The sequence below is a fragment of the Paenibacillus sp. FSL R5-192 genome (assembly GCF_000517845.1).
Lineage (GTDB): Bacteria > Bacillota > Bacilli > Paenibacillales > Paenibacillaceae > Paenibacillus > Paenibacillus amylolyticus.
The window spans coordinates 1,121,643-1,145,776 of record NZ_ASPR01000014.1; the positions used below are offsets into that span (position 1 = coordinate 1,121,643).

At 43.9% G+C, this 24,134-nt stretch carries 15 protein-coding genes; 13 read left to right on the top strand and 2 right to left on the bottom strand.

Translation table 11 applies throughout. The annotated features are described in order from the left end of the window. The first annotated feature begins 121 nt into the window (after window positions 1-121). From C161_RS13405 to C161_RS13420, 4 genes are read left to right on the top strand one after another with little or no spacing between them, the layout of a single operon-like run. A complete protein-coding gene (locus C161_RS13405; protein ID WP_036670674.1) occupies window positions 122-1,096 on the top strand; it encodes an ABC transporter ATP-binding protein in 975 nt (324 codons plus the stop codon). Next, a complete protein-coding gene (opuFB, locus tag C161_RS13410; RefSeq protein ID WP_036670675.1) occupies window positions 1,089-2,603 on the top strand; it encodes an osmoprotectant update ABC transporter permease/substrate-binding subunit OpuFB in 1,515 nt (504 codons plus the stop codon). The genes C161_RS13405 and opuFB overlap by 8 nt, the downstream gene beginning before the upstream one ends. 50 nt (window positions 2,604-2,653) lie before the next feature. Continuing rightward, window positions 2,654-4,000 (top strand): dihydrolipoyl dehydrogenase family protein, encoded by a 1,347-nt coding sequence (locus tag C161_RS13415; RefSeq protein WP_036670676.1) that lies wholly within the window; start codon window positions 2,654-2,656, stop codon window positions 3,998-4,000. Between the two features lie 45 nt (window positions 4,001-4,045). After that, complete coding sequence (locus tag C161_RS13420; RefSeq protein WP_235193804.1) at window positions 4,046-4,666, top strand: DUF1349 domain-containing protein; 621 nt, start codon at window positions 4,046-4,048, stop codon at window positions 4,664-4,666. 230 nt (window positions 4,667-4,896) lie between these two features. Here C161_RS13420 and C161_RS13425 read toward each other — a convergent pair whose 3' ends face one another. Beyond that, window positions 4,897-5,370 (bottom strand): SET domain-containing protein, encoded by a 474-nt coding sequence (locus tag C161_RS13425; RefSeq protein ID WP_036670677.1) that lies wholly within the window; start codon window positions 5,368-5,370, stop codon window positions 4,897-4,899. Window positions 5,371-5,567: 197 nt separating this feature from the next. Between C161_RS13425 and C161_RS13430 the strand changes: the two genes are divergently transcribed. Together C161_RS13430 and C161_RS13435 are read left to right on the top strand one after the other, a co-directional pair. Continuing rightward, complete coding sequence (locus C161_RS13430; protein WP_017688769.1) at window positions 5,568-7,124, top strand: ABC-F family ATP-binding cassette domain-containing protein; 1,557 nt, start codon at window positions 5,568-5,570, stop codon at window positions 7,122-7,124. Between the two features lie 453 nt (window positions 7,125-7,577). Then, complete coding sequence (locus C161_RS13435) at window positions 7,578-12,803, top strand: S-layer homology domain-containing protein (RefSeq protein WP_036670678.1); 5,226 nt, start codon at window positions 7,578-7,580, stop codon at window positions 12,801-12,803. 169 nt (window positions 12,804-12,972) lie between these two features. On the opposite strand, the gene C161_RS13440 is transcribed toward C161_RS13435, so the two are convergent. Further along, window positions 12,973-13,533: an NAD(P)H oxidoreductase gene (locus C161_RS13440; RefSeq protein WP_036670680.1), complete on the bottom strand. Its 561-nt coding sequence runs from the start codon at window positions 13,531-13,533 to the stop codon at window positions 12,973-12,975. Between the two features lie 189 nt (window positions 13,534-13,722). On the opposite strand from C161_RS13440, the gene C161_RS13445 reads away from it, so the two are divergent. The 7 genes from C161_RS13445 to C161_RS31540 all read left to right on the top strand — a co-directional run bounded on the left by C161_RS13445 (window position 13,723) and on the right by C161_RS31540 (window position 23,178). After that, complete coding sequence (locus C161_RS13445; RefSeq protein WP_051449752.1) at window positions 13,723-14,100, top strand: winged helix-turn-helix transcriptional regulator; 378 nt, start codon at window positions 13,723-13,725, stop codon at window positions 14,098-14,100. A gap of 219 nt (window positions 14,101-14,319) precedes the next feature. Continuing rightward, window positions 14,320-16,155 carry an assimilatory sulfite reductase (NADPH) flavoprotein subunit gene (locus C161_RS13450; RefSeq protein WP_036670681.1) on the top strand — a complete coding sequence of 612 codons (1,836 nt, stop codon included), beginning with the start codon at window positions 14,320-14,322 and terminating at the stop codon, window positions 16,153-16,155. A 53-nt stretch (window positions 16,156-16,208) separates the two neighbouring features. After that, window positions 16,209-17,930, top strand: a complete 1,722-nt coding sequence (gene cysI / locus C161_RS13455) for an assimilatory sulfite reductase (NADPH) hemoprotein subunit (RefSeq protein WP_036670682.1) — start codon at window positions 16,209-16,211, stop codon at window positions 17,928-17,930. 279 nt (window positions 17,931-18,209) lie between these two features. Continuing rightward, complete coding sequence (locus tag C161_RS13460) at window positions 18,210-18,926, top strand: YebC/PmpR family DNA-binding transcriptional regulator (protein WP_036608916.1); 717 nt, start codon at window positions 18,210-18,212, stop codon at window positions 18,924-18,926. A 1,255-nt stretch (window positions 18,927-20,181) separates the two neighbouring features. Then, window positions 20,182-20,796, top strand: a complete 615-nt coding sequence (locus C161_RS13465; protein WP_036670684.1) for an AbiU2 domain-containing protein — start codon at window positions 20,182-20,184, stop codon at window positions 20,794-20,796. A 5-nt stretch (window positions 20,797-20,801) separates the two neighbouring features. Continuing rightward, complete coding sequence (locus tag C161_RS13470) at window positions 20,802-22,352, top strand: AAA family ATPase (protein ID WP_036670686.1); 1,551 nt, start codon at window positions 20,802-20,804, stop codon at window positions 22,350-22,352. Next, window positions 22,324-23,178, top strand: coding sequence for an HNH endonuclease (locus C161_RS31540; protein ID WP_051449719.1), 855 nt, complete (start codon window positions 22,324-22,326; stop codon window positions 23,176-23,178). Before C161_RS13470 ends, C161_RS31540 begins: the two co-directional genes overlap by 29 nt. Window positions 23,179-24,134 lie beyond the last annotated feature (956 nt).

Here is a 24,134-nt window from a genome sequence, read left to right on the forward strand (position 1 = left end):
TCCCTAACAAGGGACACTAAGGAAAGCAGTGATTATACGAACACACTTTTGGGGAAATAGATGAAGATGAATGTTAGGGCGTGTCTGAAACACGCCCTAGATAAAGGGGCGAAGAGAGCGAATGATTCAGTTCGAAAATGTATCAAAACAATATCCTGATGGAACAACGGCTTTGCGTCAGGTTAACCTCAACATTAACAAGGGAGAATTGTTCGTCATGATTGGTCCGAGTGGATGTGGCAAAACCACCATGCTCAAAATGATCAATCGCCTGATTGAACGAACAGATGGAACAGTGCGCATTAATGAACGCCCAATTGATGAATACAACATTCACGAATTGCGCTGGAATATCGGATATGTGCTGCAACAGATTGCACTATTCCCGCATATGACAATTGCCGAAAATATTGCGGTTGTTCCTGAACTGCGAAGATGGAAGTCAGATCAAATCAAGGAGCGTGTACATACGTTACTGGACATGGTGGGTTTACACGGAGATACGTACAGTGAGCGTAAACCGTCCGAGTTATCCGGAGGACAACAGCAGAGAATTGGTGTGTTGCGTGCACTCGCTGCCGATCCCGAGATAGTTTTGATGGATGAACCGTTCAGTGCACTCGATCCAATGAGTCGGGAGAAATTACAGGATGATATTTTGGATATCCAGCGTCAGATGAAAAAAACAATTGTGTTTGTCACCCATGATATTCAGGAAGCGATGAAGCTGGGGGATCGCATCTGCATTATGAAGGATGGACAGGTTTTGCAGGTAGGCACCCCGGAAGAACTGATCCGACAGCCAGCTAATGACTTCGTACGTGAATTTGTTGGAAGTCCTAACACCGATACGAGTTCACAATCTGATTTTGATCTCGAATCCATCATGTCACCACTCTCACCGGGTCATGTGCCAAAATCAGCTAAAACTGCCGTTCCTGTATCCATTACGTTGACGGAGTTAGTTGATATCATGGCTTCCCATGACCATCTGCTGGTTGAACGTAACCGCCAGATTATTGGCGAGATCAGTCGAGTTGATCTGATGAAATACTGGTCTGGTCAGTTACAGGAACGAGGTGAAGGACATGAATAGATTCACGGAGGTGTTCAGTGAGCGCAAAGGTCAGTTGTTGTCTGCTCTGCTGGAACATATTCAGATCTCATTTATCGCACTGTTCTTTGCTGTCCTCATCGCTATTCCCCTTGGTATTTACTTGACACGCAAGCCACAAGTCGCTGAACCGATTATTGGGGTTACGGCTGTGTTGCAGACGATACCTTCCTTGGCGCTTCTCGGATTGCTCATCCCGTTATTCGGCATAGGCACACTTCCTGCAATCATTGCACTGGTGGTGTATGCGCTGCTTCCGGTACTCCGCAACACGTACACAGGCATATCCGAAGTTGATCCTTCCATGGTGGAAGCGGCGAATGCGATGGGCATGAATAGTTGGCAACGTCTAATCAAAGTGGAACTGCCACTGGCGATGCCTGTCATTATGGCCGGAATTCGGACCGCTATGGTCCTTATTGTAGGAACGGCAACACTTGCTGCCTTGATCGGCGCAGGAGGTTTGGGTGCATTAATTTTGCTGGGCATTGATCGGAACGATACGGCACTGATCATCCTTGGAGCCATACCGGCTGCCTTGCTGGCTATTTTGTTTGACGTACTATTGCGTCAGTTCCAACGATTATCCTTCAAGAAAACACTGGTTACCCTTGGTTCGCTGGCAATAATCGCGATACTTGTGATTACCATTCCTTTCGTGGCACGTGGTGGTCAGAAGGATCTCGTCATTTCCGGGAAATTGGGGGCGGAACCCGAAATTCTCATTAATATGTACAAATTGTTAATCGAAAAAGACACAGACCTGACCGTTGAACTAAAACCCGGATTAGGCAAAACACCATTCCTTTTCAATGCACTCAAGTCGGGTGATATTGACATCTATCCCGAATTCACGGGGACAGCGATCTCCGAATTTATGAAGGAAACGGCTGTGAGTACGGATCGAACAGAGGTCTACGAACAAGCAAGAGACGGAATGTTAAGCCAGTTCAACATGGTGCTGCTGAACCCAATGGATTACAACAATACGTATACGTTGGCCGTTCCAAAGAGCATCGCAGATCAATACAATCTCAAGACCATTTCGGATCTCAAACCGGTTGAGCAGCAGATCAAAGCAGGATTCACGCTGGAATTCTCGGATCGGGAAGACGGATACCTTGGCATACAGAAAAAGTATGGGATTGAATTCCCAAACGTTGCAACAATGGAACCCAAGCTTCGCTATGGTGCTCTTCAGCGCGGAGATATTAATCTCGTTGATGCTTACTCCACAGACAGTGAGTTGAGACAATATGAACTCGTTGTGCTGGAGGATGACCAGGAATTGTTCCCGCCGTATCAAGGTGCGCCGATGCTTCGTCAAGAAACGGCAGATCAATATCCACAACTGGTTGAGGTGCTGAATCAGCTTGCTGGAAAAATTACGGATGATGAGATGCGTCAGATGAACTATGACGTGAACGTAGAGGGAGAGAATCCTGAACAGGTTGCAGCAGAGTACCTTAAACAGGCTGGATTGCTGTAACTTCAGGCATCCCTGCAATAGATGCACCAAAAGGATGAGGAGGAACCATGATGACACAAGAAACGTATGACTTGATTGCAATTGGCACAGGAAGCGCGGCAAGCTCTGTTATCACCCGTTGCGCTGAAGCTGGCTGGAGAGTTGCTGTAATTGATGAACGTGAGTTCGGCGGAACGTGTGCACTGCGTGGCTGTGATCCCAAGAAAGTGCTGGCTGGAGCGGCTGAGCTGATTGACTGGAATGAACGGATGCAAGGGAAAGGAATTCAGGGACAGGCGACCATCAACTGGTCTGAACTTATGGCCTTTAAACGCACCTTTACCGAGAGCATACCTAGAGCAAGTGAAGATCAATTCAAACAGGCTGGAATGGATACGTTCCATGGTAAAGCTTCATTTGTCGATGAAGACCATATTCAAGTTGGAGAAGAAGTGCTCCATGGCAAACACATCCTGATTGCTACTGGTGCAAGACCTGCTTCACTTGAGATTGAGGGCTCGGAGCATCTTATATATAGTGATGACTTTCTGGATCTGGAACAGCTGCCGGATCGTTTAGTTCTGGTAGGCGGTGGATACATTGCATTTGAGTTTGCGCATATTGCGGCTAGAGCCGGGACGGAAGTTCATATCCTGCATCGGAGTGAACAGCCTCTGAAGTCGTTTGATGCGGAGCTTGTAGAATCTTTGCTGCAAAAATCAAAAGAGATCGGCATTCATGTTCACTTGAACGCGGAGGTGAAGTCCATACGGCAAGAGGGGAACGCCTATGTCGTTCATGGCACACGTAATGGTGCAGATCACCAGTGGCAGTGCGGACTTGTCGTTCATGGAGCCGGGCGTGTTCCCAATGTGGATGGGCTGGAATTGGAGAAAGCCAACGTCAGCTACAGCAAAAAGGGGATTACGGTGAACGAGTACTTGCAAAGTGATAGTAATCCGAGAGTGTATGCTGCTGGCGATGTAACGGATACAAAAGGGTTGCCTTTAACCCCGTTAGCAGGTCAGGAATCCCGGGCTGTATCGTTCAATTTGTTGGAGGGAAATCAACACAAACCTAATTATAAGGTGATGCCTTCCATTGTGTTTACTGTCCCTGCCCTTGGAGCTGTAGGTATGAGCACGGAACAAGCCAAGAAAGAGGGCTACGAGGTGCAGGTAAATGATATGTCGAAATGGTATACTTACAAACGAACTCATGAAAAATTTGCCATGGCCAAAGTGGTGATCGACAAATCAACCGGGCGTATTCTGGGCGCACATGTGCTCGGGAGCAAAACAGAAGAATTGATTAACCTTTTTGCAATGGCGATTCAGTTCAATCTGACTATCGATCAGTTAAACACCATGAATTTTGCATATCCTACTGCTGCATCGGATCTGGGTTCTTTAATTTAGAAGTGATGAAGTGGTGATGAACTCCCCTTTGGGATGGAAGGAAGGATGAAAATAACGATGTCATCGGATTTTATTGGGCTTCATGAAGGCAAGTGGACTAAGGAACCCGTTGCTGCACGGATGGATGGGGATCGTTTCGTTGTGGAAGCTCGGGAAGGCAGTGACTTCTGGGAGAACACATTCTACGGGTTCTGTCATCGGGATGGACATGCCATGCTTGCTCCATGGGACGGAACGGAAGCGATTGAGGTATCGTTTGATCTAAGCTCATTCACCGAATTATATGATCAGGCGGGATTGATGTTATGGTATGGAGAAGACCAATGGATCAAGGCCGGAGTTGAGGTCAATGATGGCGTGGCACATGTTGGAGCCGTCGTGACGGATACGTATTCCGATTGGTCACTCTCTCCTGTGCCAGAGTGGGGTGGACGAATCGTAACAATCAGAGCCTCCTACAGTAATGAGGCTGTTGTCATTCGTGCTCGCACAGATGAGCATCCTTGGCGTACAATTCGGGTTGCACGGTTTGCCTATCCAACGAACAAACATGCAGGTCCATTTCTGTGTTCACCAAAGCGTGCAGGGTTCGAGGTAGCCTTTACCAAGTGGAGATCCACGACACCCGATCAAGACTTGCATACAGATCCGCCGATTACGGATTAAAACAAGTTAAGATGCACGATAAACAATAAAACATGAACAGGTGTATCTGGCTTAGAAAGCAAGACAACATGAATAAGCAAGTCTTCCATTAACGGAGGACTTGCTTATTTGTGTGTTTAAACTTTGGACTGTGAAAAGTCTCCAGTTACTCATTTCATCATTCACCGGGTACAGTGAGTTCTTTTCGCACATACAATAGAGTGCTTGCGAACTTTACTTGAGTTTAACGTTTATTTACTCGTGCCCGTATCCAGGGACTGGGGTTCGGTCTCTTTTTCAACCTCATCATCATTGGACTTATTGAACTCCAGCATACGCTCCTCGTAATCGTCCAGGAACCATAACGGGTCCATACTGTCTTCCTCACCGTTGTAATTGATCACGATTTCTTCTCCAGCTTTGATGTCTGTATACGCGTAGAAGTCAAAGGTGTGGTTATCAAAATTGATATCGTAAGTAGCGTTAGGTTCATAAGAGTGGTTGATCAGACTGCCGTAACCGAGCAGAATTGCGGTATGATTCGCCCCATATTCGAACACGTAATCTTCCAAAATCGTTTTTTCGACATGCTCATGATCTTCATTTGGGTAAGGCACAACGGGTGCCTGATGGATAAGCGTTCCTTTGGCAATATCAACGGTAGCAAATACCCCGCGGTTAAACTCACCACCATCACCCAACTTGGATTGTTTCACCTCAATCATAATCTTCACCTGATGCTCTTCGAAGAGCTCCGTTCTATATAATAGTAATTCGTTAAGGCAAAATTTTAACCCATACTTTCATATAAGGCAAATTTCAGACAAAAAGGTGGAATAATTTTTAATATGGCGTTGAGTTGTGCAGGATATAACGCTTATAATATACAAAGAATTAAGTCTATATAGAAAAGGTGTCATGAATGAGCATATTAAATGTAGAAAAATTAAGTCACGGTTTTGGTGACCGTGCTATCTTTAACGACGTTTCATTCCGCCTGTTGAAGGGCGAACATATTGGTCTGATCGGGGCCAATGGTGAAGGTAAATCCACCTTCATGAACATTATTACAGGAAAACTTCAGCCGGATGAAGGTAAGGTGGAGTGGTCCAAACGGATGCGTGTTGGTTATCTGGACCAGCATGCTGTATTGAACAAAGGCCAATCGATCCGTGACGTACTTCGCGGCGCGTTCCAGTATTTGTTTGACATGGAACAGGAAATGAATGATATGTATGGCAAAATGGGCGATGTTACACCGGAGGAGCTTGAACAACTGCTTGAAGACGTGGGTACGATTCAGGATACACTGACAAATCAGGATTTCTACATGATCGATGCCAAAGTGGATGAAACCGCACGTGGTCTGGGTCTGACGGATATCGGTCTGGATAAAGATGTCAATGATTTGAGTGGTGGACAGCGTACCAAAGTCCTGCTTGCCAAGCTGCTGCTGGAAAAACCTGATATTTTGCTCTTGGATGAGCCTACGAACTACTTGGATGAATTGCATATCGAATGGCTGAAACGTTATTTGCAGGAATATGAGAATGCATTTATTCTGATCTCTCACGATATTCCGTTCCTGAACAGTGTTATCAACTTGATCTATCACATGGAGAACCAGAATCTAACTCGTTATGTGGGCGATTATGATCACTTCCAGGAAGTGCATGAGATGAGAAAACAGCAGCTGGAGTCGGCGTACAAGCGCCAACAACAAGAAATTGCTGACCTCAAGGATTTTGTAGCGCGTAACAAAGCAAGTGTAGCTACACGCAATATGGCGATGTCCAGACAGAAGAAACTCGACAAGATGGATGTCATTGAGATCGCTAAGGAGAAACCGAAACCACAGTTCAACTTCCGTGATGCAAGAACATCCGGCAAGCTCATTTTCGAAACCAAAGGACTTGTGATTGGTTACAACGAACCGTTGTCCAGACCACTGGATCTGCGTATGGAGCGTGGACAGAAGATCGCCCTTGTTGGTGCGAACGGAATCGGTAAAACAACCCTAATGCGTAGTATTCTGGGTGAAATTCAAGCTCTGGAAGGAACCGTTCAACGCGGTGAACATCTGGAGATTGGTTACTTCCAGCAAGAGATGAAGGATGCCAACTACAATACATGTATTGAAGAGATCTGGCAGGAGTTTCCTTCGTATACCCAATTCGAGGTGCGTGCTGCACTTGCAAAATGTGGTTTGACTACAAAACACATTGAGAGCAAGGTAGCTGTACTGAGTGGTGGCGAGAAAGCTAAAGTGCGTCTCTGTAAGCTGATCAATAATGAAACCAACCTGCTTGTACTCGATGAGCCGACGAACCATCTGGACGTTGATGCCAAGGAAGAGTTGAAACGTGCGCTCAAGGCTTACAAAGGCAGTATTCTTCTAATCTCCCACGAACCGGAATTCTACCGTGATGTCGTTACGGAGACGTGGAACTGTGAGTCGTGGACAACAAAAGTATTCTAAATAGAGGTTGTTCAAAAAGTCCGCTTTTGATTACGAATCACGTGCGAGCTTGCGAACAAGCTCGAAGCGTGAGAAAAGGCGCGAATTTTGCTTGCAAAACAGGCAGAACTCGCGCCTTTTTTGCGTGGTTTTAACGAAAAATGTTTGAGCCCAATTCACAGTTGACAGCTTGAATAAGGCAATAATATAATTCAGGAAAGCGATTACATTTATATGTTAAAAACCTGTTTCACTGCATAGGGGCAAAGAAAACACGGTATTCCGTATGGGTATCATTGCACTTAGAAGGGAAGACGGGTCTTTTTTTGCACTCCAATGAAACCGGTTTCATTAAAATAAGGAGGTGGACAAGAGCTCGTTACTGACCACTGGTTGCTGAGGATAGGCTGAACAACAACACCGCGCTTTCAAGAACCATGCTTTCATCTTTCACGCCAAAGGAGAGAATGAACATTGGATAAACTCAGGAAACCCATGATATTTATGTTATCAGCAACACTTGCGCTGTCTTCGGGACCGTTGATGCTGCCGAGTAAGGCGTATGCCGATCTGAGCAGTATACCCGCCACGTTGTTGCAGGACGATTTTTCGGATGGGAATTACACGGAATCACCTGCGTGGAACGTAAGCTCAGGCAACTGGGAAGTGATTGCTGACCCGACAGATGCGTCCAACTTCACGCTTTTCCAGAGCGATACCAATGAAGGCATCATCTCTACTGGAGACTCCATGTCGGACATGACCGTGTCCATGCGCTTTTACACGGGAGCCGGTCAAGGATATCCGGGAATATTGCCGCGGTTTCAGGATAAGAGCAACTATTATTATTTTCAAATGCAGGTACCTAACAACAAATTGGTCTTCAGCAAAAAGGTGAATAACGGCGATACAACGTTGAAAACGGTGGACTATGCGTTTGCCAAAGATACGTGGTACACACTCAAAATAGTGCTGTCGGGTGCCACCATTCGAGGATATATCGCCGAAAATGGCTCCGATCGGTTGGTATTTGATTTAAACGATTCTTCCATTGGGTCAGGTGTTGTTGGCATTCGAAATAAGTGGCAGTCGGTACATATGGATGACGTTATTATTGCCGAGCAGCCACCAGTGAACGATGCTTTGCTCGCCATTGCAGAGCAGACGGCATCTTCGGTTTCACTGCAATGGTCTGAAATCGTAGGTGCATCAGCCTATCGCCTGTACCGTTCCTCTACGCCAGAAGGCGGTTATTCTCTGGTAACCAGTACCGGATCTTTGGAACATACGGATGTAGGATTAAGCGGGGATACGGTGTATTATTACAAGCTCGCTTATGAATACGGAGGTCTAACCGAGTCATTATGGACTGCTCCTCTGGAAGTTCGGACGATTGCGGCGGCACCACAGGCTCCTGGCGAATTAAAGGCCGAAGCACCTAATGCCACAAGCGTGAAGCTATCTTGGTCCGCTGTGGACAAGTCAACTGGTTATCGCGTGGTTCGGGCCGAAGCTGGAAGTGAGCAATACGAGCAAATCTATGAAGGTAAAGGGCTCACATTCACGGATAATGCACTTGAGCCGGGCACCAGCTACAGCTATCGTGTGACGGCCTATAATGCAGCAGGTGAGTCAGCATTCACTGTTGCAGAAGCCACGACGTACTCCATTGACTCTCCAGCAGAGTTCGCCGCCACAGCTGTGACGGATACATCAATCTCTCTGGGGTGGAATGTCCTGCCTGGATCTGATGTAACATATACCGTGTCCCGTGCAACCAGCGCTACGGGTACATATCAGCAGGTCTATAGTGGCAAAGAAAACACGTATAACGATAGCGGTCTAACGATGGGCACAGGATATTTTTACATCATTCAGGCGACCGTGGACGGTGTAACTTCTCCAGCATCCGCACCGCGTGGTGTTGCGACGATTCGTACAAGCATTACACCGGGGCAATTGTGGCCAGATCTGGACGGGAAGCCGATTGATGCTCATGGGGCTGGCTTTTTCTATGATGAACAGACGGAGACCTATTACTGGTATGGCGAATATCATAAGGGCGGCTGGCCAGCTGTTGGTGTGCGTGTGTATTCATCCAAGGATCTGATGAATTGGAAGGATGAAGGCATGGCTTTAACAACACTTCAATCCATGGATGATTTTGACAATGACCCGTTGATCTCCAAATTGTATGCGGGGCGTGAAGACCGCGTGGATATCTGGGCAGATATCCGCAAAGGACGGATTATTGAACGACCAAAGGTCATCTACAACGACAAAACGAAGAAATACGTGATGTGGGCCCACATGGACGGCGACAAAGACCCCTATAACGATAATGCGAATTATGGTAAGGCACGGGCCGGTTATGCGATCAGCGACTCTCCAACAGGGCCTTTTGTGTATCAGAAGAGTTACCGGATGGACAGAGCTCCCGAAGGGGAGAAAGATTTCTTCCCAACCGATAAGGGTATGGCACGTGATATGACGTTGTTCAAGGACGATGACGGCACTGGCTATCTGATCTATTCCAGTGAGGAAAACCTGACGCTGTATATCTCCAAACTGAATGAAGACTACAGTGACGTAACAGGGTGGCATAAGGAAGGACGAACGGATGACAAAGGCAATCCGGTACGAGATTCCACCTATCAGGCGGAATACGGCGTCGATTACGTGCGTGTGTTCCCGGGAGGGCAACGTGAAGCACCGGCGATGTTCAAGTATCAGGGGAAATATTATATTTTGACTTCCGGAGCTTCCGGTTGGGCCCCTAACGAAAACAAAGTGACGGTGGCGGACAACATCTTTGGCCCGTGGTCAACGCAGACCAATCCGTTCGTGCGCACGTTGCCGAGTGATCCCGATCCAGGAAAAGCATTTGGCACACAGACCACTTCCGTCATTCCGGTCGATCCGGAAAAAGGAAAATTCATTTACGTGGGGGATACGTGGAATGGTGGTAATTTCTCGAATGATGCTGCAAAATATGTGTTCTTGCCAATTGAGTTTGGAATAGGCTCCGACATCGCGATCAAGTGGTATAACAGCTGGACACCTGATCTGCTGAATTCGATGGGAAAGGTAGATATTGCTGATCCGTTGCCAGAAGCCGTGGCGTTAGGCAAAGTACCGTCCCTGCCAACAACATTGAATGTGCGCGACGGTGGAGCACTGGTATCAACGCCAGCAGTATGGACGATTGATAACCGGACCATGACGGCAGAGGATTTTGCCAAGCCAGGACCGCTCACATTACAGGTAACGACACCGGAATATAACAACAAAAAGCAGGCAGTTCGCGTAAATGTCATTCCGGAGAATACACTGTATTTCGTGAACAGCGGAGGTTACGAAACGGCTGATTACAGTCTCATGGGTGCTTATATGAAGGGAACGCTTGCGAACCCGGGAACGGCGGACCAGATGTACGCTCCGGCTGAGGGACACAATTGGGGTTATGTCAGCGCAGATGCACTGGCATCCGGTTCGAATGGCGGGGATATATTCTCGACCGTACGTTATCTGAACGGTGGTAATGTCAGCAATTCTCCTAAAGGCACGGACTTAACCTATAGATTTGATGTGCCAAACGGGACATACGATGTCTACGCCGGATTCAACGATCCGTGGACCAATACATCGCGCAGGGCGAATTTCATCATCAATGGCGCCAATACCGGTGCAGTTACTTTTACGCCTGCCAGTGTTAGAGCCAACAAAGGCATCAGCGTGTCGGACAACAAGCTGGAGTTGACCGTGCGTAATACGGCATCACAGGACCCGATGATTAGCTGGATTATGATCGTTAAACCTGACGCCGCGCCACCTGCAAATGATAGTGCTGGCCTTATTGCTGATGCGATAGATTCAACGAGCGCAACGCTTCGCTGGGATGCTCATCTTGGTGCAGCAAGCTACAAGCTTTACCGCTCAGATCGTGAGCAAGGAGAGTATAAGGTGGTCTACAGCGGCAATGGACGGGAGTACACGGACAGTGAACTGAACCCTGGCACGGAATATTATTACAAAGTGGAAGCTTTTGATGCGACGGGGCAATCCTTGAGAGGTGTATCTTCCGCTTATCAGGTGCACACGGCTCAGCAGAGCGCTGCCGATGTAGCTACAGGCATCACAGCATTGGAACAGCCTTCCGCAGGTGCAAAAAAACTGAAGTTACCATCCGTGCCGCAAGGTTTCACGGTGAAGATCGCTTCCAGTTCGGTACCGTCGGTCATTCAAACCGATGGAACGATTGTCCCACCATCCAAGGAAACAACAGTAACACTGGAGTTGGAAATTACTCGAACTTCTGACGACAGTAGAGCCCTGACTATACCGTTGACAGTGAAGGTGCCAGCATATGTTCGTTCCCCTGGAGGCACGGACCCTGGTTCGGGTGGTAATTCAGGTGGCAATTCCGGTGGAAATCCAGGAAATGGTTCTGGTTCATCCAGCAATGGTGGACAATCCGGAAGTGGTAACTCAAGTGCAGAGAATGCGGTACCACAACCTAAACCGGAGAAGGACCGTTCTGTTCTGGAGTTGCAGGGACAGTCTGATCAGAAGGGTGTAGTGCAGTCCAACGTGGATGTTTCAACGATTAAAGATGCTTTTAAAGTTGCCCCCTCAACAGATGCGGGTCAGCGCTTGGTCGAACTTCGGCTGAAGCCGGTTTCGGGAGCAACGGCATATGAATTGTCTCTGCCTGCCTCTGTGTTGATAGATCAGGGTGAGTCACATGTGTTCAACATTGTTACAGAGCTGGGAATGTTGGAGCTTCCTGCGACACTGTTAATGAAGGATATAGTTGGTGATGGGATTGCATCAATCCGATTGGTCAGAACAGAGCTGCCAAAAACAGTCGCAGATCAGCTCGGCACGCAATATGGAGTCCAGCTTGAACTTCAACTGGATGGTCAACCATGGCCATCGGAAAGCGGGTTGAACCTTCGTCTGCCTTTCCAATCCTCACAAAATGCTCAGCAGGATCGGATTGTAGCATTTGCCATTGGTGCGAACGGTGTGGCAACCCCGTTGCCGCAAAGTTACTACGATCAAAAAAGCGGGCAGCTTGTACTTTCCGTAACATCATTCACAGGAAATTATGCTGTTGTGTCTGTGGAGCAGACATTCACAGATCTTGCAGAAGTGCTGTGGGCCAAGAAAGCAATGGAGGCTTTGGCTGTCCGAGGTGTAATTGATGCAGAGGCAAAGGGTGATTCCACGCAGTTACATCCAAAACAGGAGATGACTCGCGGCCAATACATGCAATGGTTGATGACTGCGCTGGGTTTGAATGCTTCTTCCGGGAATGCGTTCTCTGATGTAAACGAAAAGGCTTCGTACTACGAAGCAGTTACAGCTGCGCGTTCGCTAGGTATCACCAGTGGTACCGGTGACGGGCGCTTCTTGCCAGAGTCTACGATCACTCGTCAAGAGATGATGACGTTGACAGTGAGGGCACTTGCGGTGGCTGGACTAGTTGACTCCGAGACGGCTGCAACAGATAACCTTACTCGTTTCCGCGATGCTTCCGAGATTCGCTCCTATGCCCGGGACAGTGTGGCATTACTTGTGGATCTTGGCATCGCCCACGGGTACAATGGTGAGGTGAACCCACTTGCCGAAGCGACCCGAGCTGAATCGGCTACATTGTTATATGCGATGATGGACAAACTGGTATGGAATAAATGATGATACATCAGAATCGTAGCGTGTGAAAAAGAAGGCTTACTCTGACCTGGAACCCAGGTTGGAGTAAGCCTTCTTGATTGTACGCCCGTCATGGGCGAAAAGTCAGTTACTCAACGAACGAGTAATCTCCTATCGTTTTGCAGTTGTTATCTGTAATGTCTGCGAATTGTTAATTGTAATGTTTGCCGATTTGATATGCTTGCTCCAGCAAGCTTTCAATATGTTCTTTGGATTCTGATATGGTTTCATAGAGGAATTCGACTCGGGATTCCTGCATTCTCGCATAGCCTGCGATCCCATTATTTAGATAGTTGGAAATCATGTTGTAATAGTCGTATTTATGGAATGAAGCCTCCGTTCCTCCAGCTAGTGCAATCCACAGTGCCTTTTTGGAGTTTGCCTTGTTCAGCAGACCCATGTTCCATACCTTGTCCAGATAAGCTTTGAGCATGGAGGGGACGTTGTACCACCAGATCGGGAAAACAAATACAATGGCATCAGCCGCAAGCACACGATCCAGCTCTTTGCGAATCACAGGAGCATGCTGTTTATCGGGATTTTGCCAGTCTCGCTCATCTTCTACACGATATAGGGGATCGAATCCGTCATGATATAGATCGAGGATATCGATTTCATGGGAATTCTCCTGCATACCTTCTATAAAACGATTCATCACGGCAAATGTTAGGGAATCCTGTCTTGGGTGAGTAACGACCAGTTTAACTTTCATGTAGGAGTAACCATCCTTTTTTCTTTTTATTTTGGTTAAACATTCTGACCAATGTTATTATAAGTTTCATGACATCTTCTTGAGAAGTACGCACCTGAGAGTGCTGTAGATACTTTGGGGTTCTTCGGTTACTTTTAATAACGGATATACATATATGTGAATTATGGGGGAGTACAAGTGGAACAAGAAATGAAAAAATATGAGAGTGGTGTGCAGGCGATGCTGGAACTGGTCGGTGGAAAATGGAGGATTCTTATTCTGCATCAGCTGATATCAGGTAAAAAACGAACAAGCGAACTTCGCAGAGCCATTCCTGGCATTACCCAGAAGGTCTTAACCCAGCAGTTGCGTGAACTTGAAAAGAATGAAATCATCCATCGGATCATTCATCCCCAGATTCCGCCCAAGGTAGAGTATGAGATGACAGAGTACGGCTTGACACTGCAGGACATCATTGACCGCATATGTCTATGGGGAGAGAATCACTTGGACAAAGTATACGGAGATAAAAGCAGAGTGCTGGGAAATCATTTTAGTGACTATACTCCACTTTCAACTTCAACTTGAGCTGGCTGTCAAATTTAAAAATATAACAAAACCGTCCTTGATTTAAAAAGGAGGGTTTTTGTTGTTTTTTGTCCTTTATCAGCGAAACTGATAAATGCTATAAAATCATTGAAATTGACCCTCAACACCCGGTGTGTTAGGTTTTAGAGAGAAGAAATTAAATTAATGTGATGATTTTAGTCGGAATTAAAATCGAAGCAATGCGCGAGGTGGCAAACAGTGGAACTTCAAGTGACAAACAGCCCTTTTAATCAAGAACAAGTTGAACTGCTTAATCGTCTTATTCCTACATTGACCGATGGACAACGTACTTGGTTGAGCGGATATATTGCAGCAATTCAGGCAAGCGCGACAATAGCGGCTCCAGCTAACCTGGTACACGCTGCACCATCTACAGGTATTGCACCTGTCAGTGCTCCGCCAGTATCCCGGGAAGTTACCGTGCTTTTTGGTTCACAAACCGGGAATTCCAGTGGCCTTTCGAAGAAGCTGGCCAAGAAACTTGAAGAGCAAGGCCTTCAGGTAACGTTGTCATCGATGGGAGATTTCAAACCGAACGGACTCAAGAAAATTGAAAATCTCCTCATCATCGTCAGTACGCATGGCGAAGGCGAACCACCGGATAATGCGATTCCGCTGCATGAATTCCTGAACAGCAAACGGGCTCCGAAGCTTGAAGGACTTCGTTACTCGGTGTTGGCTCTGGGAGATACCTCCTATGAGTTCTTTTGTCAGACAGGTAAGGACTTCGATAATCGGTTGCAGGAGTTGGGTGGTACAGCCCTTGTACCACGCGTGGACTGTGATGTTGATTTTGATGAAGCAGCTGCAGAGTGGATGAATGAAGTACTGGCATCCTTAAGCAGTACATCTGCTGCTGCGAGTACGGTAACCACGGAGGCTGTTACAGCTACGGTGAGTGGCGTGGAATCCGAATATGATCGCACGAATCCATTCAAGGCTGAAGTGTTGGAGAATCTCAATCTGAATGGCAGAGGATCGGACCGTGAAACACGCCACATTGAGTTGTCTTTGGAAGGTTCCAGCCTGGATTACGAGCCAGGTGACAGCCTTGGGGTATTCCCTGAGAATCATCCGCGCCTTGTGGAGGAATTGATTGCAGCCATGGGATGGAATGCCGATGAACGCGTGACCGTGAATAAAAACGGCGATCAGGTATCTGTACACGAAGCGTTGCTGCGTTATTTTGAAATTACAGCTGTGACGAAACCGGTCGTGGAACAACTTGCGAAACTGAATCCTAGGAGTGGCCTAACGGCATTACTTGCAGATGATTCCGAATTCCGTACAGTCATGAATAGCTGTGATCTGCTGGATCTGGTTCAGGATTATAATCTGAAAGGGATTCCTGCCGGAGAATTTGTAGCTGCTCTTCGCAAAATTCCAGCACGTCTGTACTCCATAGCGAGTAGTTCGAAGTCTTTCCCGGATGAAGTTCATCTTACCGTTCGGTCAGTACGTTATGAAGCGCGTGGCAGAGAACGTTATGGTGTATGCTCGGTACATCTGGCTGAACGAATCGAAGCTGGCGACACCTTGCCTGTATATATACAGCATAACCCGAATTTTAAGCTGCCGGAGAACCCGGATACACCAATCATCATGGTTGGCCCAGGTACAGGTGTGGCGCCGTTCAGATCTTTCCTTGGTGAGCGTGAAGAAACAGGAGCAGAGGGCAAGACATGGCTGTTCTACGGAGATCAGCATTTCGCCACGGACTTCTTGTACCAGACGGAATGGCAACGTTGGCTCAAAGATGGTGTGCTCACGAAGATGGATGTAGCCTTTTCACGTGATACGGAACAGAAAGTGTATGTACAACATCTCATGCTGGAACACAGCAAAGAACTGTACCAGTGGCTTCAGGAAGGTGCAAGCGTATATATCTGTGGTGACGAGAAAAAAATGGCACATGATGTGCATGCTGCGCTCACCACGATTCTTGAACAAGAAGGCGGTTTATCGCCTGAGCAGGCATCGGAATATCTGACACGGTTACAGCAGGAGAAACGTTATCAGCGGGACGTCTATTAATCACCGGCCCAGCCGGATTGCACCATCCCGCAGAGACGAGAGGAGAAAGCAGCATGGTTTATAATAACTTACTTAACCCACAGCGCACGAATAGCGATGTGGAAGATATAAAGATCAAAAGTGATTACTTGCGCGGAAGTCTGACCGAAACGTTGGCTGATCGTATCACGGGGGCTATTCCAGAGGACGACAACCGTCTGATGAAACACCACGGTAGTTATATGCAGGATGACCGTGACCTGCGTAATGAGCGTCACAAATCCAAGCTGGAGCCTGCATACCAATTCATGTTACGTGTGCGTGCTTCCGGTGGGATTGTAACCCCGGAGCAGTGGTTGATGATGGACAGAGTGGCACATAAATATGCGAATGAGACGATTCGTCTGACCACACGTCAGTCTTTCCAACTGCATGGCGTATTGAAGTGGGATCTTAAGAACACCATTCGCGAAGTAAACGATTCGTTGTTAAGCACACTGGCTGCATGTGGTGACGTGAACCGTAACGTGATGTGTAACCCAAATCCGAATCAATCCGATGTGCATGCTGAAGTGTATGAGTGGGCATGTCAGGTGAGCAATCATTTGGACCCTCGCACCCGGGCTTATCATGAGCTGTGGCTGGACGGAGAGAAAGTGGTTGATTCCCAGGACTCGGATGAAGAAGTTGAACCAATCTATGGCAAAGTGTATTTGCCACGGAAGTTCAAAATCGGTATTGCTGTACCACCTTCCAATGATGTGGACGTCTATTCACAGGATCTTGGCTTTATTGCTATTGTGGAGAACGGCAAGTTGCAAGGCTTCAACGTTTCCGTAGGAGGCGGCATGGGGATGTCTCATGGTGACGCCAAAACCTATCCTCAGGTGTCCAAAGTCATTGGTTTCTGTACGCCGGAGCAAATGATTGATGTTGCAGAGAAAACAGTTATGATTCAGCGTGATTATGGAGATCGTGCAGTTCGTAAACATGCTCGTTTCAAATATACGCTGGATGATCGTGGTGTGGAGTGGTTTGTCGAAGAGCTGACCACCCGTCTGGGATGGAAACTGGATGCGGCACGTCCGTACCATTTTGAGACTAACGGAGATCGATATGGTTGGGTAAAAGGTAATAATGGCAAATGGCACTACACGCTGTTCATTCAGAATGGTCGTGTAAAAGATGTAGACGGTTATCCGCTTATGACGGGTCTACGTGAAATTGCCAAAGTGCATACGGGTGATTTCCGTCTGACTGCGAACCAAAATCTGATCATCGGTAATATCAGCAGCCAGAAGAAGAAAAAGATCGAAGCTTTGATTCAACAATACAATCTGACCGATGGTGCACATTACTCTGCGCTACGCAGAAGCTCGATGGCTTGTGTTGCGTTTCCGACCTGCGGTCTTGCGATGGCTGAGTCCGAACGTTACTTGCCGTCCCTGATCGACAAACTGGAGCCTGTACTGGACGAAGCCGGGCTGAGAGACAAAGAGATTGTCATTCGGATGACGGGTTGCCCGAACGGATGCGCAAGACCGATGCTGGCGGAGATTTCATTTATCGGTAAAGCGCCGGGTAAATACAACATGTATCTCGGTGGCAGCTTCACCGGACATCGCTTGAATAAGCTGTACAAAGAAAACATTGGCGAAACCGAGATTCTGGACACGTTAACTCCAATGGTGAACCAGTATGCCAAAGAGCGCAATGAAGGGGAACATTTCGGAGACTTTGTCATTCGTGCGGGTTATGTTCCTGAAGTGTTGGATGGTCGACAATTTCACGCTTAATTGACCGGGTAAGATGAACTGAAATTAGGACTGATTTAGGGCGGAAGCATTCCTTTATGGGGTGCTTCTTGTCTGCTATATATGGAGTGAATAGAGGTAACGTTAGTTGCCGCCGAGAGATTTATGAGAAGATAAACTGAGGCTAATCTCCAAATGGAGATGGATAATCACCGCAGTTACTCCCATTTTTTCGTGGGTATTAACTTGTTGAAGTACGCTCAACAAGATATAATGGCATAGTAGAAAGCAGATTAAATGTTGAAAGTGAGCGGAAACGATATGGGTCGTAAGTGGAATAATATCAAGGAAAAGAAAGCTTCAAAAGATGCAAACACGAGCCGGGTCTACGCTAAATTCGGCGTTGAGATCTATGTAGCTGCCAAGAAGGGCGAACCGGACCCGGAAGCGAACCGTGCACTGAAAGTCGTGCTGGAACGTGCCAAAACGTATAATGTACCCAAAGCCATCATTGATCGTGCGATGGAAAAAGCAAAAGGCAGCGGGGATGAGAACTATGAAGAGCTGCGTTATGAAGGCTTCGGACCGAATGGTGCGATGGTCATCGTTGATGCACTCACTAACAATGTAAATCGTACAGCGCCGGAAGTACGCTCTGCGTTTAACAAAAATGCCGGAAACATGGGTGTCAGCGGTTCTGTTGCCTATATGTTTGATCCAACAGCGGTTATCGGTATAGAAGGCAAAAACTCCGAGGAAGTACTGGAACTTCTGCTTGAAGCAGATGTGGATGTACGTGATATCGTGGACGAAGACGATGCTGTAATTGTATATGCAGAACCGGATCAATTCCACGCTGTACAAGAAGCATTCAAAGCTGCTGGTATTACTGAGTTCACAGTAGCCGAGCTGACCATGCTTGCGCAAAACCATATTGAACTTCCAGAGGATGCACAAGCTCAGTTTGAGAAACTGATCGATGCGCTTGAAGACCTAGAAGATGTACAGCAAGTTTACCACAACGTAGAGTTTGTTTAAGATAACGAGGCGATACGTGGTATGATTGCATCTTTGTAGCCTTGTCAGGGTAGGACAAATATGAAGAATTCATCATTTTTATAGCTCAGCAAGGGTATACATGTTTGCGCTTGGTGCTTTTTATGATGATATACGTTTTCCTATCTAAGATGTCTAAGGGCAGTATTAAAACTCACTTTTTGTATGGGAAAATCCATATAAGGAGTGAGTTTTTTTATGTTATTTGAAGATGGTTACAAAGAGTTTCTTTTGATTAGGAGATCAAGGACTATAGTATCCGCACTATAAAAGGATATAGAAACAACAATAGGGTATTTCTGAATTACTTATATAATGAATTTTCGGTTGTTGAAATAGTAGAAGTCAACATCACATCAAAGCATATTTTATGAACTTAATAATGAGAGCATTAAAGTTGGAATATTGGAGTGGCTAACATATGCTCTTGAATCGAAGATATTCACGATTGATACAATTTTAAAAATGAACTAAAATATAGCATATATAACCAAAATTACTATAGGTTCAAGACTGCATAGTTAAAGGAGGATCAAAATTAGGGTTATTTTAAATCTGTTTGATTATATTCGCTGTGTGAGGTGTGACAGTGTTCAATCTATTGAGGAAAAGAACTAATAAGAAATGTAACAGTGGATAAATGAACAATATTATATTTGATAAACTTTGAAAAATGGGAAGAGGCTAAGTTGAACTTAGCAAAATCAGAGTTCAAGGATATTGATAATCATCAAGAAAATATTCGCTAATATCGATGCTGAAAATGACTATGAAAATGAAAAGGGTCCTGGGAAGATATCAAATGAGCAATTGTAATGAAATTAAACTTAATAGATTTAGATACATATCATGGTGTTCTGAAAGAAGATATTGAGAATTTCAAAATTACTCTTATTGAAGACGAATACGCGTTTACGCCGGAAAAAAGAAGAAAGTAGAAAAATGCATAAGAAGCAGGAAGGTGATAGAATCAACAAACTGCTAGAAGAATACTATTAGTTATCTTTTTTCACGTGCTGAGATAGACTATTTTTCAACAAAGCGAATTGAAGGTGACTCTAGAATGATGATTTACTACTTGGAGATAATACTAGTGAATAAAATGGGAAGTATGCCTAGTTAATTTTAAAAGAAAAATCGAAGATTCAGTCAAAAGTATAGCGGTTTGTCGCAGAGCAGGACCCAGAATAGTGTAAAGCAGCGTGGTCTAATCAAAAATCAAGGAGGAAAAGGACAGATGACTGAACATAGTAAAGAAGAATTAGTTGGGTATTGGAATGCTCTTAAGGATCAAGTTATTTCTGTTAATGCTTCTTTTGAAATTTATAAAGTTTTGGGACTAGGAGGTCATTTTGATGCGATGAAAGCTGCACCTGCATTTTTTACAATTGTTATGAGGTCGTTGCTCAACAATACAATTATTGGGCTTTCTAAAATATATGAAAAGAAAGGTCGTAGTTTTGGGAATCTTCAAAATTTACTATTTATCTCAGAATCAAATATATTTTATTATGGTTTACATTCTACCACAGGTAGCGTGATATCTGAAAATATAAAAAAACAGAATATGAATATTATTGAATGTGAACAAATGATAAAAGATTTGATGCATTGGCGCGATAAAGCTTTCGCTCATAATGACAAAGCCTATCTCACAGGCATAGAGCAATTAGCCAAAGATACCAATTTTACTTTATCTAGTATCCGTAAACTGATTGAGATAGCTTGGTCTATAATTGAAGCAAATATTTTAGCTCTTACTGGAAATAAGGTAGACATTAAAATACCAAATGGTCTTGATGTAAATGAATTATTAGAAATACTATATGATCAGTCAAGTATGAGTGGGTGATTAAAATGCAATTTTATGTTAAAAGGTATGGTAGAACACTGAATTTAGAAAAAAAATATCCATGTATTGTTTTAACAACTGATCATTGGAATGACTATAGTGAGGCAGAAACTCTTTTTCATAGCAGATTTTTTTCAAATAACAACGAGTATATTGATCTTGGTGATGTTAAAATTATGTCAACTAAAAGTCCGGTAACTCGGAATGTTATCGAAGAATCATTCACTCAATTAGATGATTCGTATTGTTCTTTGGGTCAAGATGTTTCCTATTATATGGATATACGAACCGAAATTCATAAATCACTACACAACGAAATTTTTGATGGCTTAAGAGATGCTGCTATAAATATTAAAGTTTCAAATGAATTCAGAAACAAAAACATTTTTCGTGTTTCATTATTACGCTTTAGTCAAGCTGAGAAGGCATTCAGGGAAGCTAAGGATATAATGTTAGGCCGTAAAGTAGATAAACAAATTAGGTTCGAATTTTCATGTGAAGTTCCAAGTGCAACAAAAAAGCATGTAGTTAAGTTGAACTTTAGAAGAAATAAAAATCCTTATATGTGTACTCTTCCCCATAGAATAAATGCCTTTATAGGTAAAAACGCAACAGGAAAGACAAAAGTTCTAACGGAATTAGCAAGTAAATTGAGTGGTGCTACTAACGGTAAGGCACACTTTCATCCTGAAAGACCTTCATTTAGTAAGGTCATTACATTATCCTATAGCGCATTTGATGAGCTTTATAAGCCATTTAATCGTACAGAGAAAGCTTCAGAAGCTGAGGGTGAACAGAAAAGGTCTAGAGAGAATGTAATGTTCAGTTATGTTTATTGTGGTCTGAGAAATAAGCATGGGATTTTATCCTTAGAAGAGATGGAGGATAACTTCTATACATCATTCAGTAAACTAGAGGATAGGGGAAGAGGAGATAAATGGTATAAAATAATGAGCAATGTTTTTGAAATAGAACATATAGAGCTGGTAGAAAAAATCAGGTTAGATAGAAATGAAGGAAAAAAAACAGAGAGACTCACTACTCATCTAAGTTCTGGACAAAATATTTTACTTACTACTATGACTGAGGTTATAGCAAATATAGAAGATGATTCATTATTGTTATTTGATGAACCTGAAATTCATTTACATCCAAATGCAATAGCGAATTTCATGAGGATGTTCTATGAAATTTTAGAGGAGTTCGATTCGTATGCTATAATTTCAACTCATTCGCCTTTAATCATGCAGGAGATTCCTTCTATATACGTTAATGTTTTTTCGAGAATTAATAACAGTCCAAATGTTGAGATATTACAAACAGAGTGTTTTGGGGAAAATATCAGTACTATTACGAACGATATTTTTGATGTTAGAGAGCATGAAAGCAACTATAAAACATGGTTTAGACAAATGTCGGAAAACTATACTAAGGAAGATATAATTTCTGCATTTGATGATGATCTAAGTTTTAATGCACTTACTTTTTTGAACAGTTTATACAAAAATAAAAATAAGGAGGATAAGGGTGAAGATCTTGGAAATGCCAAAGCTTAATGCAGAAGATGTATACACAGAAATTAAAACAAATTCTAAAAACACAGAAAACATAGATAAACGTGATCGGTTAGAAAATCTAGAAACCTTAGTATTCAAACGCTATAAAGAATATGAAATGATAAATGTAAGTTTAGAGTTAATTTCGGAAAGTACAATATCTGACAAAATGGATAAAGAGGCACTCGGGAGTTGCTATAACAGAAATAAATCAGGCTATCTAGAGGGAGAAGTAGTGAGTACGATATTAAGTATTCAGTCTGCACAACACAAGAATTCTTGCCCTTATTGTGGAATTGATAAACCCAGGACTATCGATCACTACTTACCAAAGAGTGTTTTTCCTGAATTTTCAATCTTTCCTCCGAATTTAATTCCATGTTGCGGTAGATGTAATACTAAAAAAAATGATCGCTGGTTAGAAAATGGTCAAAGGCTTTTTCTGAATTTCTATTATGATTCGATTCCCAATGTTCGTTTTTTAACTTCGAAATTAGTATACTCTTTAGATGAAGAGAACCAAATTCCAACTGTAGTATTTGAGTTAATTAAGCATTCTGAGATTCAACCAAAGCAGTATGATTTAATAGAAAGACATTTTAACAAACTTGAGTTGCTTGAAGAATACTCAGAGGTTATAGAAGAAGAATTATCTAATATTCACGATTTAGTAATCCATAATGAAACATTATCTATAGAGGACCATAGAGAAAACTTGAGAATGCAAGCTAGAATGTTCGCTAGGAAGTATGGAGTAAATTATTGGAAAGCCTGCTTGTATGATGCTGTAATAAATTGTGATGAATTTTTTAAAAGAATTTGTTGAGTGTTAATTTGGAAGTATGCAAAGGACCGACCTTGTTGTATTGACACGTTAATGAATTTTTAAAATCATTTTGCTGAAATATGTAATAATTAATTTAGATGTAATTGTACATATTTTAATAAAATAAAAAATTATAAAGGTATATCAGAGTATGCTTAGTATTGCTGATGTTAAGATCTTATTTGAAAGAATTTCTAGGCTGGTCTTAGGCTCCTGCTCTGTTCTAACCACGTGCTAAAGAAAGATCCCAGATTCCATCTATAGCGAAGCATTTCATTGGACTGTAGAAAAACGTTTTTGCGTTGTCTCGATCATCATGCGTCTCACATGAAAGGTACATTAACAGCGTAAATTCAGATATAGTGCGTTTGCCTGATCCGGACAAGTTCATGCTCGCTTTTTTTCAGCAGGTTTGAAGATATGCCTTAGAAAAAGTTGAAAAATAAGTGAAATCTCTCTTTCATTTACACTTACAATTGCTTGGAGAAGCAGTTATTGTGAAAGTGTATGTTGGGGATGACCGATTCACGTTTATGCTATATCGAAGTTCTTCGAAACTAAGAGGGCCTGGACTTAAATTTTTTACATGATTGAACACTATATAATAGTGGTAGAGAAGTCATGCTTATTTTATACAGATTAGTGGAAAGTCATTAGTGTTAAATGACCCGCCGATTCTTTATAAGACTTGTTGAAGTTTTAATAGGTTAGTTAAACTTTTCTTTTCAGAGTCATTAGCATTAAATAAATTATTGTTTTTATTTTCTATAAAGTTTACACATAGTTCACCTGTCGATTTTTGATAGAAAATATACAATTATCGAATTATAGGGACTAAAGTAATGAATTCACATAGAAACAACAAATGGAAGTAATACTATGAAGTAACGCAGAATAGAAAAAACTATCCCAGTTGCACTCTGAATGCTATATTTAGTTTAGCCCATAAAATACTA

Excerpts from the sequence above, each read along its gene's own strand:
- C161_RS13430 (WP_017688769.1), top strand. The coding sequence starts at position 5,568 with ATGAGCATATTAAATGTAGAAAAATTAAGTCACGGTTTTGGTGACCGT.
- C161_RS13470 (WP_036670686.1), top strand. The coding sequence starts at position 20,802 with ATGCAATTTTATGTTAAAAGGTATGGTAGAACACTGAATTTAGAAAAA.
- C161_RS13425 (WP_036670677.1), bottom strand. The coding sequence starts at position 5,370 with ATGATTGAGGTGAAACAATCCAAGTTGGGTGATGGTGGTGAGTTTAAC.
- C161_RS13445 (WP_051449752.1), top strand. The coding sequence starts at position 13,723 with ATGAAAAAATATGAGAGTGGTGTGCAGGCGATGCTGGAACTGGTCGGT.
- C161_RS13460 (WP_036608916.1), top strand. The coding sequence starts at position 18,210 with ATGGGTCGTAAGTGGAATAATATCAAGGAAAAGAAAGCTTCAAAAGAT.
- cysI (WP_036670682.1), top strand. The coding sequence starts at position 16,209 with ATGGTTTATAATAACTTACTTAACCCACAGCGCACGAATAGCGATGTG.
- opuFB (WP_036670675.1), top strand. The coding sequence starts at position 1,089 with ATGAATAGATTCACGGAGGTGTTCAGTGAGCGCAAAGGTCAGTTGTTG.
- C161_RS13420 (WP_235193804.1), top strand. The coding sequence starts at position 4,046 with ATGAAAATAACGATGTCATCGGATTTTATTGGGCTTCATGAAGGCAAG.
- C161_RS13415 (WP_036670676.1), top strand. The coding sequence starts at position 2,654 with ATGACACAAGAAACGTATGACTTGATTGCAATTGGCACAGGAAGCGCG.
- C161_RS13405 (WP_036670674.1), top strand. The coding sequence starts at position 122 with ATGATTCAGTTCGAAAATGTATCAAAACAATATCCTGATGGAACAACG.
- C161_RS13440 (WP_036670680.1), bottom strand. The coding sequence starts at position 13,533 with ATGAAAGTTAAACTGGTCGTTACTCACCCAAGACAGGATTCCCTAACA.
- C161_RS13465 (WP_036670684.1), top strand. The coding sequence starts at position 20,182 with ATGACTGAACATAGTAAAGAAGAATTAGTTGGGTATTGGAATGCTCTT.